Here is an 11,573-nt window from a genome sequence, read left to right on the forward strand (position 1 = left end):
CGGACCTCTTCCATCTCCTCAGGAGTCACACCTGAAAGAAGATCACAACCCTACTCCTGCTTGATTATCCGGGGTACCTAACAAAGCCCTACTAGCAGTGCGCCCAGCGGCACCGTCCACGACCGGGGCACGCGCATTTTGTCTGCCTGGCGTGTGGGGTAGTCGTGACCGATGAAGTTGGCGATGGCAGCCGAGCCGTAGACGACCGAGGCAAACGAGGTAGGCGGCGAACACGGGACTCTCCCCATGTGTGAGAACAGCGGTGAGTGTTCGCTTCTTGGACGGGCCGACGCCGCCGAAAGTGACATGGCCTGGCGGAGCAGTTCCTGGAGGGAGCCACACCCATTGGAGATGGGTGCAGTTTCTTTGCAGGGACTGGCCTGAGGTCGCGTGTGCGCTATTCGGATCGGCGGCGGATCGCGGAGAGCAGGCGGCGCATGCCGACCACATGTCCACCCGTTCCTATGACGAGCCGTCGGTAGAAGCCACCAGCCGGGCCGGGGAAGGCCGCCCGGCTCTCGGCGCGCAACCGTGACCGACCCGGGCCAACGTGCTCAAGGCGGAAGATCAAGGCATAGGTCGAGAAGCGGTGGGTCCCTTGCAGGACCAGCTCACGCCCCGGAGCCGCGGCGACCACCCGAAAACCGGGCAAGGTCGAGCCCTCGGCAAGAGGCCTCGGCCCGGACGCCGTGTGGTCGACAGCCCCGACCAGCCGCGCGTAGCCGGCCATACCGCGGCGCGAGAAGGCCCCGTCCAAGGCTTCACCCAGATGGCACCAGACATCGTCGGTCCCCGCCACGATGTCCGTCGCATGCTCATCCACAAACGGCAGCGAAGTAATCTCCATCAAAGCCCTCCCCCAAAGGTTGCCGCCCCGCGCTCCTGGAGCCGTCGATCAACAGCCCCGTCACCACCTCCACCGGCAGCACGGACGGTAGGCGGCACCACAGGACCAGTACAGCACCCCCAACTTTCCCGCCTGGGTCGGTCCCCGCCGGCGAGCCGCACCCATTGGGGGCGTTCGGCCGGACCCGCACCGGGAGACGTGGGCGACGGCCCACAGATCACGGCCGCACCGGCTCAGAGGAATCCCCCGATGCGACACCCAACGACCTCACTGTTTGGGCTGGTTACGCATCTGAAAGCCCCTCCACATCTGGGGAACGCGCCAGACCGCAAAGTACGCCGCGGAGACGTTCAAACAGGTCGTCGAGTGAGCGGAAACATCTTGCTGAGACGCGGCAGCCGACGAGACGCTTCATCCACGTCCGCACATCCCACTCCTCGCCGCTCGGTTCGGGGTTGCACGGGATGTCCAGTCCCTCGGCCTCCAATGCCTCCTCAAGGCCCTCCTCTTCACCCGTCAACATGTCGAACGCCTCAGCCGCGACGTAGTCCAACAACTCCCACTCGGGCCACTCGTCGTCCGACCATGTCTTCAGGGGCCGCCCGGCGCCGTCGTCATCAGCCGACTGCTCGGATTCCGCCAGTCCACCGGAGACAACTGGACCCGCAAAAGCCAAGGCTTCGGCGCCGAGTACGCCGCAGAAGTCAGCCGCAGGTGAGCAGCCAGCAGGCGCCGACTGCGAGTACCCGGTACTCCCAGAGCGCGTGCCGTGGAACGCTGTCCCTCATGAGTGAGCTGACTCCCTACGACGACGACCGAGCCGCCTACTCCTGACAGGGATTGGCCCGACTCGTGCTCTCCGACCATGCCAGAGACGTCGCGGACAGCGCCGCTGGGCTTATGGGCGCCCGCCACGATGCCGAGCGTTGCTCGGGACCAGCCCGCCCGCCTGCGATGGAGGCCATTTCAATGGGGCACGCACGGGCGGTCAACTAGACCTAGAACTGGGTTAGTTTGGGACGGGAGGATTCGAGTGCAACGGGGGGATTGCATTGAGAGAAGAGTCAAGATCCGAGCCGGAGGGAACTCCCAGTCCCGTTCCCTCAAGCCCAGAGCCGCTGCCAGGCGATGACGTTGGTCCTGAGCCTGCACGTCAGCCGGTTCCTGAGCCGGTTCCTGAGCCGGTTCCTGAGCCCGAGCCTGAGCCCGAGCCTGAGCCTGAGCCTGAGCCCGAGCCCACTCCGACACCAGGAATCGATCCTCCGCCCTTCAGAGGCATGCGCGCCGCATGGCGACGCCTACGAGCTCTTGACGTTGCCAATCAGATAGCCCTGGGCGCCCTCGCCCTTTCACTGATCACACTCGCCGTAAACCCGTTGTCCTCCGCATACAACAATCTGTTCGGAAACGATACGGTGGCAATCGAAGCCAAGGAAATGGACCATTTTTGCCAGGCCGAGTGGTCCGTGCTCGCAGGGAACGATCAACTGTTGCCACGTCTTGCCAATAGTGCAGACAAGGACTTGGCCCGTTGGGAACAGCAGAACCGCATCGCGCACCGAGGCTTGGTCGTCTCTCTGGCCACCGTGCGGGGCAATGCGGAGAAGGCGGCTGTTCTGCGGGATGTGACGATCACGGTACTGCGTCGCGAGACCCTCCCCGCCGGGCTACGAGCCGCTCCGAAGCAGCGGGGGTGCGGTGGGGCGCCGCGTCCTGAGGCGGTGGGGGTGAATCTTGATCTGCTGGCGGTCGGACGGCCCGTTTCGGTGACTACTTTGGCGGGCAAGCCAGGTCAGCGTGCGGCAGCCAAGGAAGCTGCGGATTACGGTGATCCGGTTGCGCTGCCTCACACGCTGACTGCCGACGATGTGTATTCCCTGTTTCTCATCGGAATGACCGAGCGATTCGACTGCTCCTGGCAGGCGACGTTCAGCTGGTGGGACGGTGAGGAGAGCCGCGAGACGGTAGTGAACAACGAGGGGCGCCCGTTCCGTGTCATCGCGGATCCGCGGGCTGCCTCATGACACGTCACGCTGCCGGCCAGGCCACGATGGTGGCCGCCTTGTCCATAGCCGTTGTGCACAGCATCGGTGTCCTGCCCATGCAGATCCGCTGGGCCGAAACAGTGCCCGGCGCAAACCTCAACCAGGGAAACTTCTTCCCTGCCTTTCCGCTGGACATGGCGACTCCGTTCAGCACTGCGGCGAGAATGCTGACCGTTTCTCCGGTCTGGCTGCTTGGTGACCGGGTGGGGACTGCTGCTCTACTGCGGGAGGCAGTATGGCTAACGGTTTTCGTCACTGTTTTATGTGCGGTGACTTCCGCTTTGGCGCCTCGCTTGGGTGGGCAACGTTTCAGCGCAGCGTCCCACGCCGTAGCGCTTGTGACTCTTGCTCCAGTGGTGCACACCGTCACCCTGCTGATTGTCAGCGCTCCGCAGATCTTCACCGAAACAGGTCCCCGCGGAGAGATCGCGGACATGATGGGCGGAAGTCAAGCCCCGCTGGCGCAGACCCTCGCGGATGCACGTGCCGGTGCCCCGCACGCGGTGTGGCTGGGAACGGTTTCCGCAGCGACTGTCATGGTGTCGGCCCTGATTCGCCGGGCGCGAGCTGCGTCGGCCCGGCCATCTGTGAGACGTGTTGTGCTGCTGACCCTGGCTGTTCTGCGAGGCCCCGCCTCTACGGTGTGGCGCAGGATCGGCGAAACGTTGCTCGCTGCAGGAACCGGTTACGCGTTCTTACGTCTATTTGAGTCCGACTGGCTCACAGTCGCCCTTCCGAAGGTGCTGGTTTTCTTCTGCACAGGGGAAAACCATACGGATATCTGTGGTGACCAGTTGGCGGAGGTATTTCTCCGGGAACCGTCTCCCCCCCTGATCGGGGAGGTGGAGCAGGTCTATGCAGAGCTTGTCGATTCGATGGTCAAGCCAATCGCCTACGCTTGGTTCGCGATTGTGTTCGCCGGAGTGTTCTTCGTGTTGCGCTCATTGCCCAGTCTCCGCCGGGTTCCGGTGCAAGCAACTGGGTTACTTATCTCGTTCTGGGCTGCTTACACCGCCGGCACGGTCGCCTACGCGTTCTACGTCGTTCCATTCGGTACAGGTCCATCCACCACACCTGGCCAGCCGTCCGTTCTTTACTCGGTCCTCCCGCTGCTGCTGCTCGGGCTACACAATGCGGTGTTCACAGCTCCTGCGGCCGCGCTCATCGCCACCGGGGTCGCGACCCTGCGTCGCCGGCTGTGGAAGGTCTGGGCCTAACCTCAATACCAGTGACTTAAGGGATTGGGTCCCAGCTTCGTGTGACCTTGGTTGGCGGGTTGATCGGGACGGTGCGCCAGTGCGGGGCGATGGCAACGGCCTCGGCCGGGCTCTGGTCGGGTTGGGGGACGTGGCGGTGCTGGTCTCGTTTGACGCCGAAGCTGGACATCTTGCGTTTGATGACACGGGGGTTGAAGCGTCTGCGGCGGGCGGGGAGCCGGTGCCGGGCTATCTTGCGCAAGCCCTCGGCGAGGGCTGTGGCCAGGCGGTCAGGGGGAAAAGGCCGCCTGCGCGGTGACCTGTCGGCCCGCGAGGCGGATACTGCGGGTGAAGGAGAGCCGGTCGGTGTCGAGTTGGGTCTCATTGGCGGTGTCGTGCATCAGGGTGCGGATTGCGTAGTGGACCAGCAAGTGACCCCAGATCTCCTGCTCGACACCGTCAGGAGAGCCTGAGCGCAGGATCTGCGCAGGGCCGCGCTGATGGGTCTTCAGCTCGTCCAGCGCGGTCTCGATCTCCCACCGCTCGTGGTAGAGCGCGGCCAGCTCAGTGGCGGGGGCGGCCCCGGGATCGAGAATTGTGGTGATCAGCCGGTAGGGGGTGTCCTGTTCGGGGTAACCGGGGCCCTGAAATGCTGTCGATCATGACAACTGCATCTTCGGACCTCGCCGGCTTCGCTTATCACCGCATGGGCCGCTGCGCCGGCCGCCAGCGCTGGTGGCGGCCAGCACTCGGCACCGTGCTGTTCGTCCCGAGTTGGATCGTGATCGTTCTCCTGCTGTACGCCTTCTCCTACGCCCTCGGAACGGCAGCCGGATACCCGGAACTACCCGACGGCGGCGTGGACTTAGGCCCACTGGGCAACATGGCACTGGACCTGACGTACATCGCGATCGCCCTGCCCCTCATCCTGCTCGCCGTACGGTGGACCGAGCGACGCCCGGCCGGCACCCTGTCGTCGGTCACCGGACGACTGCGGCTCCGCTGGCTGGCCCGGTGCCTGCTGGCAGCCCTCCTCCCGGTGGCCCTGCTCGCACTGAGCACCGTCCTCCTACCCGACGACGGTTCCGCCTCCGCAGAGTCCGCCGCATGGATCGGCTGGCGCCCGTTCCTCACATCCCTGGCCGTCCTGGCCGTCTTCGTCCCGGTGCAAGCCGCAGCCGAGGAGTACGTCTTCCGGGGCTGGCTGACCCAGGCAGTCGGCACCTTCCTACGCTCACCCTGGCTCGCCGTGCTGCCACAAGCCGCACTGTTCGCCACCGCCCACGGTTGGGGCACCACGTGGGGCTTCATCGACCTGCTGCTCTTCGGCCTGGTGGCGGGGTGGCTGACCAACCGCACGGGCGGCCTGGAAGCCTCCATCGCCCTGCACGTGCTGAACAACCTGCTGGCCTTCGGCGTCTCCGCTGCAGTCGTCGACGGACTGTCCTCCGACGACACCGCCGCCGACGCACCGTGGCAACTCGCGCTTGCGGACATGGCGACCGTCCTGCTCTACGCCGCGATCGTCCTACGCATGACCCGCCGTCACCGCCCGCAGCGCCTCGCGCCCCCAATGGCCACGCCGTCGGCGCCGAACCCAAATCCCCAGCCGTTCGTCGCCCCGCCGACAGGCGCGCCGCGCTCATACGAGGCCGCGTCCGACCCCGGCAGGCCGAGCTGCGGAGAGCGGCCGGTGCGAGAGAGCGACCTCTGAAGGCCCCGGTGTCCTCAAGGGCACGCACCGCCGGGCTGTGGACTCGACTGTGCTCGACGATGCGGTGGCCACACAGGACACCGTCACCCAGATCACCGCCGCCATCCGCGCGGTGACGCGGACCAGGGCCTCTTCCGGATGGGCGTGCTGTGAGCCCTCGTCGTCGCAGCACCCAGCCGCGCGCGAGGTCAGCCCTCACCAGGCAGGGCCGACGACGTCCCGTTGATCCTCGCGATCCGTTCGCGCCAGGGGATGCGGTCGGGCTCCGGCTCGGGGGCGTCGTGGATCATCGCGCGCGCTGCGGACCGGCGGCACGGGGCGCATTCCGTCTCGTCGGCCAGTGGGCGGAAGACGTGTTTCTCGCCCGGGCCCTTGCACTCCAGCAGCTCGCGAACGGGCGGGGGCTTGTGGGGTTGGAGTGGGGCCTGAGGCTCCGGGAGTTTCTGGACGAGGCGGTAGCGGAGGAAGCCGACCGCTGAGCGCACGCCGCTCTCCGGGCGTTCGGCGAGTAAGGCCTGGCGCAGATCGGACTCGCTCAGGCCACGCTCCAGCCACTTGACCGCCTCCACGGCAAGCGCCCGGGCCTCGCGTACGCCCAGGTGCAGTTCGCGGCGGGAGTGGCGCAGGGAGAGCAGGACCCGTTCTGCCCGGGCCAGTTGGAGGGAGTCGGTCGACGCCGCCATCGGCTCGGGATCCGGGTCCGCCGTTGACTCGGCTTCGGAGGGTGGGTGGGGAGTGGTCTTATCACTGTGGTCTTCTACCGGTTCATAGCCACCGGTCGGCCGGGCAGTCGGTTCGCCGACCGTCGGGAACTGCGTACTCGGCGGCGGAGACGTGGGCGGCGCCCCTCGCAGGTGTCCCGCCTGCTCGCTCGTCAGGGGGGTGTTCGCGACCAGTTGCTCGGTGATCCAGCGGCCCCCGTCGCCCTGGCTTCGCCACTCGTGTACGTATCCGTGCTCGACCAGCTGCACCTTCGCCTTCTGGTACGCGCGGCCCTTGATGCCCAGCTTCTGGGCGAGTTCGCTCAAGGGCTTGGACGTGGAGTCCTCGGGAAGGCCCTGGACGTAAAGGATCAGGATCTTCGCGTCGCTGTTCAGACGCGGTTGGCGGACGACATCGTGCGATGCCTTCGTATAGCGCGCGGACGGCGCGATAGCATGACGCAGCATTTCCGGTGGGCTTCTTCCACTGGTGGTGTAGGCCCTCGGTTGGTGTTACAGCACCGCCGGGGGCCGCCCTATGCGCGCGTGAACACACAGAGCGTGATGGTTTCGTCACCGTACCGCACGATCCCCACCTCCCACCACGCGAACGGGACTTCGCACCACGCGCTCGAAGTCGGCGCCAGTGCCGGTCGGGCGAGACAGAGCGAACCGTGTCGGTGGATCGCCGGTTCAGCCGGCCCCGAAGTCGACCCTCGGGCGTGGCGCCCCCGTCGCGCGGGCCGCGATTTGACACGTCTCCACATATCGCGAAAGCTAGATGCGTTCCATAGAGAGTGGAGAGGCATCCGGTGGACCCCCTGGTCGTACACAAGGCGCTCGCCAACCCCGCGCGCCTGCAGTTCATGCAGTGGCTCAAGGATCCGGCGAAGTACTTCGACGAGGACTCCTACCAACAGCAGGGGCTCGGCTTCCACATCGGTGTGTGTGTCGGTGACATCCAGAAGCGTGCGGGGCTGGCGCAGTCAGTGGTGTCCGGATACCTGCAGACCCTGAAGGACGCGGGTCTGCTCACCTCGGAACGCATCGGCAAGTGGACGTACTACCGACGTAACGAGCCGGTGATCGCCGAGTTTGCCGCGCACGTACGCGACGAGCTGTAGGACGCGCCACCCCGACCCCCTTGGGGCCCTTGCGCAAGGCCCCCACAAGCCCATGCATCTACTTTTCTAGATTTGATGAAAGGTCGCGATGAGAAAGACCTCCCTCACCGTCCTGGTGCTCGCCCTCGGCGTGTTCGGGATCATCACCACCGAGATGGGCATGGTCGGCGTGCTCCCCCAGGTCTCGGCCGAGCTCGGTGTCACGCCGTCCACCGCCGGATGGCTCGTCGGGGTCTTTGCACTGGTCATCGCTGTGTCCGGGCCGTTCACGACACTGCTCGCCTCCGGCGTCGACCGTAAGAAGGTGCTTGCCGCCGCGATAGCCGTGTTCGCCGTCTCCAACGCCGTCTACGCGCTCACCACGCAGTACGAGGTGATGCTGGCCTTCCGCGTCATCCCCGCACTCTTCCATCCGGTGTTCTTCGCGGTCGCGCTCGCGACCGCCGCACGGCTGGTGCCCGCCAAGGACGCGACCCGGGCCACGACGACCGTGTTCGGCGGAGTCACCGTCGGCTTCGCCTTCGGTGTGCCGCTGACCTCGTACCTCGCCGAGCATGTGTCCCTGCCGTCGGCGTTCTGGTTCGGTGCGCTCGTCAATCTGATCGCCTTCCTCGGCATCCTGCGGTTCGTACCGCCGATGCCCGTCGGGCAACGGGTTTCCTACGGTGCCCAGTTGAGCGTTCTCAAGCGGCTCCCAATGTGGCTGACCATTGTGTCCGTCGTCTTCGTCTTCGCCGCGATGTTCTCGGTCTACGGCTACTTCGCCGAGTACCTGGGACAGGTCACGCACATGGACGGCACCTGGGTCAGCGCCATGCTGATGGCGTTCGGCATCGTGATGATCCTCGGGAACTTCGCCTTCGGCAGTCTGCTGCGGCGCAACCTCATCCGCACCGTGGTCGCCTACCCGGTTCTGTGTCTGCTCGTCTACGTGCTCCTGTACGCCGTCGGCCCCATGTTCGCGCCGATGGTCCTGGCCGTGCTGATCTGGGGGGCCGTGCACTCGGGCGGGCTCATCGTGAGCCAGAGCTGGCTGGGCAGGGACGCCGTCGACGCGCCCGAGTTCGGCAACAGCCTCTTCATCTCGTTCTCGAACCTCGGCATCACCGTCGGAACCGCGGTCGGGGGCTGGGTGATGGCTGAGTACGGTGCCCGCCGGCTCGCCTGGGCAGGCGTGGGATTCGCGGTCGCCGCGCTGATCACCATGGCGCTGCGGCTGAGCCTGGAACGCACCGGTGAGCGGCACGCGCCGCTGGCCGACCCGGAGGCTCGGACACCCGGAGGGGCTCGGACCTGAGCCTCACGGGCCATCCGGGCCGGCCTGCGACGCCGCGGGATCAAGGCCGCCATCCCCGAACGTGCCCGCCAGGTCGGCAACCGGCGGCGACGAGGAAACCGGGGCGGACGCCGCCCTGCCTTCGAGCCGGAGGCGTACAAGCACCGCAACGTCGTCGAACGCTGCTTCGCCCGACTCGGAGGAGCTCACAAAATGGGTGCCCGGCTCGCTCTCCTCCGGCTCCGCGAAACCACACATGATCAAGCGTTGTCGGCTACCTGGGCCGGTCCGCGAAAGCCGTCCGCGTGATCTCCAGTGCATCGAGCCGCGACATGAGCTGAGTCTCTTGCTGTGATGTGACGGAAATCCACAGGGCTGTTCCCGTGTCGTCGGCGCTGAAGAGCGGCTGTCCCTGCCGCCATGCCTCGGCATGGATTGTGTATGGGGCCAAGGCCAGCAGTACATCGAACTGTGCGTCGTCGTGGACATCAACATCGATCCCCATTCCGGGATCGCTCGTCGCTGAACGGAGGCCATCGGTCAAAGCGTCCTCGGCCATCAACAAGGCGCGCTCGTAGGCGGGTACGACCTCTTGCGGCCAGGCTTCGTCGCTGTAGGCATCAACGTGAGCGTTCTCGATGCTGTCCCGCAGAACGAGAAGTGCCTCACGATGCGCGTGCACGATGTCCGCAGCGTCCAGGCCACTCCGAAGAAACAGCTCGCGACGTGCCCCATCGCCATTACTGATCACGCTGCTCAGCTTCTCACGCGAGGTGCTCCCAGCCATCGCAGGGACCGCCAATTGTCAGACAGAGCCCAGTGTTGGCGGCCAGGAGGCGAGCAGGAGAGGGATACTCATAGGGAGGCCGAGTTCGCCATTCCGCCACGATCTTGCCCAAATCCCTTTTAAGATCGCCGAGAAGGCGGTTCTCCGCATCTTTATGTACTCCCTCACGAGCAGGGCTCCAGGCCCTTCTGAACGCTGAGAGCAGGGCATGACATCGACAAATGAACAAGCGAAGAGAGCCGCGCCCGAGCCGCGTCGGCGGCGTCCGGGCGCGCTCGGTCGCCGCACCGCCGGCTGCGTGGCCGCGCTCGCCTTGGGAATCGGTAGTGGCTCGTTAGCCATGGCGCCGACGGCGTACTCACAGCCGGGAGACGGATCGGTGACGGTCCGGGTGATCCGGGCCGTGGACACCAGCGGCGCGTGGAAGCCCGCGCTGGAGCCGGGCATGGCGGGTGTCAAGGTGACGCTCACCGACGATGCCGGGGTGGGCATCGAGGGGGTTACGGCGGCCGACGGCACCGTGACCCTGACTCCGACGGCGGGCAAGTCCACCAGCGGCAAATACCGTGTGCAGGTGGTGAATCCGAAGCCGGGTGTGCTGTTCCCGGCCTTCGCCTCGCGCCAGGGGCTGGACGGTGCGCCCAACCAGTTGAGCAGCAATGAGGAGTTCGTCGACCTCTCCGGCGAGAAGAACGTGGCGTACACCACCGGGCTGTGGAACCCGGGCGACTACTGCCAGAAGAACGCACCGCTGATGACGTCCTGTCAGCCCACCAAGCGCGAGGGCGGGGCTCAGCGCACGCTGGTCTCCTTCCCGTACGACGCGCGCGGCCAGGACGGCGTCGACGTCAACGTCACGAACATCGCCACCAACGCCGAGACCGGCACGCTGTTCGGCATCGCGTGGAACAAGGCCGACAAGCGGGTGTTCTCCTCGGCAGTGGCCAAGCGCACCACGGACTACGGTCCGGGCGGCGCCGGGGGGATCTATGTGACCGACCGTGCGCAGAAGAAGACCACCCTGTTCACCGTCGTCCCGGACGCGGGGACGACGGCGCACGGCCCGGGTACTGACGACGCCTTCCTCGCCGTGCCCGGCAAGGAGAGCCTGGGCGGCATCAAGATCACCGATGACGGCAAGGACCTGTTCGTCGTCAACCTCAACAACCGCAAGCTCTACCGTTATGACGCCACGGTGGCTACCGCGGCGGCGCCGAAGGCCGTCACCGCCATCCCGGACCCGGGCTGTCCGGCGGCGGTGGACTGGCGCCCGTTCGGCCTCGGCCTGTATGACGGCGTCGGCTACGTCGGCGGGGTGTGCTCCGGCGAGTCCACCGGGAAGGTCTCGGACCTGCGCGCGGTGGTCATGCCCTTCGACCTCGACACCGGAGCGCTCGGGAAGCCAGTGCTGGACCAGCCGCTGGACTACCCGCGCCAGTCCACGGTCGGCGGGCCCCCGTGCGACGGCGCGGGCTGGTTCCCCTGGACCAACACCTTCCCGACCTCCCAGAACGGCCAGGCATGCCGGAGCTATCTGGCCCAGCCCGAGCCGGAGTTGGGGGAGATCAACTTCGAGTCCGACGGTTCCATGCTGCTGGCCTTCCGTGACCGCTTCGGCGACCGCGCCCCGGCCGGCCCCACGCCCGGCTCGGTCGCCAACGTCATGTCCGGCGGCGACCTGAACAAGGCGTGCCCGGCGGACGGCGGGTACGTGATGGACACCAACAACGGCTGCGGGCTCTCCCCCCGGGGCACCCGGTTCTTCGACACCGGCTGGGGTGGTCACCACAACACGGCGTTCGCCGGCATGGCGCTCTCCAAGGCCGAGAACACCATCGCGACCTCCGCTTTCGACGCCAACCACACCGCCTTCGGGTACGGCA

The 11,573-nt window shown here is 66.5% G+C and carries 9 protein-coding genes and 3 pseudogenes; 7 read left to right on the forward strand and 5 right to left on the reverse strand.

What is annotated here, in order from left to right; translation table 11 throughout:
* Window positions 1-397: 397 nt before the first annotated feature.
* Together ABTZ94_RS32215 and ABTZ94_RS32220 are read right to left on the reverse strand one after the other, a co-directional pair.
* Window positions 398-847 (reverse strand): hypothetical protein, encoded by a 450-nt coding sequence (locus tag ABTZ94_RS32215; protein ID WP_351206126.1) that lies wholly within the window; start codon window positions 845-847, stop codon window positions 398-400.
* Between the two features lie 283 nt (window positions 848-1,130).
* The gene (locus tag ABTZ94_RS32220) at window positions 1,131-1,523 is read right to left on the reverse strand and encodes a hypothetical protein (RefSeq protein WP_351206128.1); all 393 of its coding nucleotides are present in this window, start codon (window positions 1,521-1,523) and stop codon (window positions 1,131-1,133) included.
* A gap of 601 nt (window positions 1,524-2,124) precedes the next feature.
* Between ABTZ94_RS32220 and ABTZ94_RS32225 the strand changes: the two genes are divergently transcribed.
* Both ABTZ94_RS32225 and ABTZ94_RS32230 read left to right on the forward strand, forming a co-directional pair.
* The gene (locus ABTZ94_RS32225; RefSeq protein ID WP_351206130.1) at window positions 2,125-2,871 is read left to right on the forward strand and encodes a hypothetical protein; all 747 of its coding nucleotides are present in this window, start codon (window positions 2,125-2,127) and stop codon (window positions 2,869-2,871) included.
* Window positions 2,868-4,109, forward strand: coding sequence for a hypothetical protein (locus ABTZ94_RS32230; RefSeq protein ID WP_351206132.1), 1,242 nt, complete (start codon window positions 2,868-2,870; stop codon window positions 4,107-4,109). Before ABTZ94_RS32225 ends, ABTZ94_RS32230 begins: the two co-directional genes overlap by 4 nt.
* Window positions 4,110-4,378: 269 nt before the next feature.
* Here ABTZ94_RS32230 and ABTZ94_RS32235 read toward each other — a convergent pair.
* Window positions 4,379-4,696 (reverse strand): annotated as a pseudogene (locus tag ABTZ94_RS32235) (transposase); the annotation flags it as partial.
* A gap of 53 nt (window positions 4,697-4,749) precedes the next feature.
* On the opposite strand from ABTZ94_RS32235, the gene ABTZ94_RS32240 reads away from it, so the two are divergent.
* The gene (locus ABTZ94_RS32240) at window positions 4,750-5,802 is read left to right on the forward strand and encodes a CPBP family intramembrane glutamic endopeptidase (RefSeq protein WP_351206134.1); all 1,053 of its coding nucleotides are present in this window, start codon (window positions 4,750-4,752) and stop codon (window positions 5,800-5,802) included.
* A gap of 188 nt (window positions 5,803-5,990) precedes the next feature.
* Here ABTZ94_RS32240 and ABTZ94_RS32245 read toward each other — a convergent pair whose 3' ends face one another.
* Window positions 5,991-6,971 carry a hypothetical protein gene (locus ABTZ94_RS32245; RefSeq protein WP_351206136.1) on the reverse strand — a complete coding sequence of 327 codons (981 nt, stop codon included), beginning with the start codon at window positions 6,969-6,971 and terminating at the stop codon, window positions 5,991-5,993.
* A gap of 344 nt (window positions 6,972-7,315) precedes the next feature.
* Here ABTZ94_RS32245 and ABTZ94_RS32250 point away from each other — a divergent pair, with 344 nt between their 5' ends.
* The 3 genes and pseudogenes from ABTZ94_RS32250 to ABTZ94_RS32260 form a co-directional block, all read left to right on the forward strand.
* A complete protein-coding gene (locus tag ABTZ94_RS32250; protein WP_351206138.1) occupies window positions 7,316-7,627 on the forward strand; it encodes an ArsR/SmtB family transcription factor in 312 nt (103 codons plus the stop codon).
* 88 nt (window positions 7,628-7,715) lie between these two features.
* Window positions 7,716-8,924: an MFS transporter gene (locus tag ABTZ94_RS32255; RefSeq protein ID WP_351206140.1), complete on the forward strand. Its 1,209-nt coding sequence runs from the start codon at window positions 7,716-7,718 to the stop codon at window positions 8,922-8,924.
* Window positions 8,925-9,212, forward strand: a pseudogene (locus ABTZ94_RS32260) (IS5/IS1182 family transposase); the annotation flags it as partial. It lies immediately after the preceding gene.
* Here ABTZ94_RS32260 and ABTZ94_RS32265 read toward each other — a convergent pair.
* Complete coding sequence (locus ABTZ94_RS32265) at window positions 9,178-9,690, reverse strand: hypothetical protein (protein WP_351206142.1); 513 nt, start codon at window positions 9,688-9,690, stop codon at window positions 9,178-9,180. The pseudogene ABTZ94_RS32260 and the gene ABTZ94_RS32265 sit on opposite strands and share 35 nt — an antisense overlap.
* Before the next feature lie 379 nt (window positions 9,691-10,069).
* On the opposite strand from ABTZ94_RS32265, the pseudogene ABTZ94_RS32270 reads away from it, so the two are divergent.
* A pseudogene (locus tag ABTZ94_RS32270) lies at window positions 10,070-11,573 on the forward strand (SdrD B-like domain-containing protein); the annotation flags it as partial.

Origin of the sequence: Streptomyces sp. NPDC002785 (assembly GCF_040295565.1) — a bacterium.
GTDB lineage: Bacteria > Actinomycetota > Actinomycetes > Streptomycetales > Streptomycetaceae > Streptomyces.

Excerpts from the sequence above, each read along its gene's own strand:
- ABTZ94_RS32230 (WP_351206132.1), top strand. The coding sequence starts at position 2,868 with ATGACACGTCACGCTGCCGGCCAGGCCACGATGGTGGCCGCCTTGTCC.
- ABTZ94_RS32255 (WP_351206140.1), top strand. The coding sequence starts at position 7,716 with ATGAGAAAGACCTCCCTCACCGTCCTGGTGCTCGCCCTCGGCGTGTTC.
- ABTZ94_RS32245 (WP_351206136.1), bottom strand. The coding sequence starts at position 6,971 with ATGCTGCGTCATGCTATCGCGCCGTCCGCGCGCTATACGAAGGCATCG.
- ABTZ94_RS32225 (WP_351206130.1), top strand. The coding sequence starts at position 2,125 with ATGCGCGCCGCATGGCGACGCCTACGAGCTCTTGACGTTGCCAATCAG.
- ABTZ94_RS32265 (WP_351206142.1), bottom strand. The coding sequence starts at position 9,690 with ATGGCTGGGAGCACCTCGCGTGAGAAGCTGAGCAGCGTGATCAGTAAT.
- ABTZ94_RS32240 (WP_351206134.1), top strand. The coding sequence starts at position 4,750 with ATGACAACTGCATCTTCGGACCTCGCCGGCTTCGCTTATCACCGCATG.
- ABTZ94_RS32215 (WP_351206126.1), bottom strand. The coding sequence starts at position 847 with ATGGAGATTACTTCGCTGCCGTTTGTGGATGAGCATGCGACGGACATC.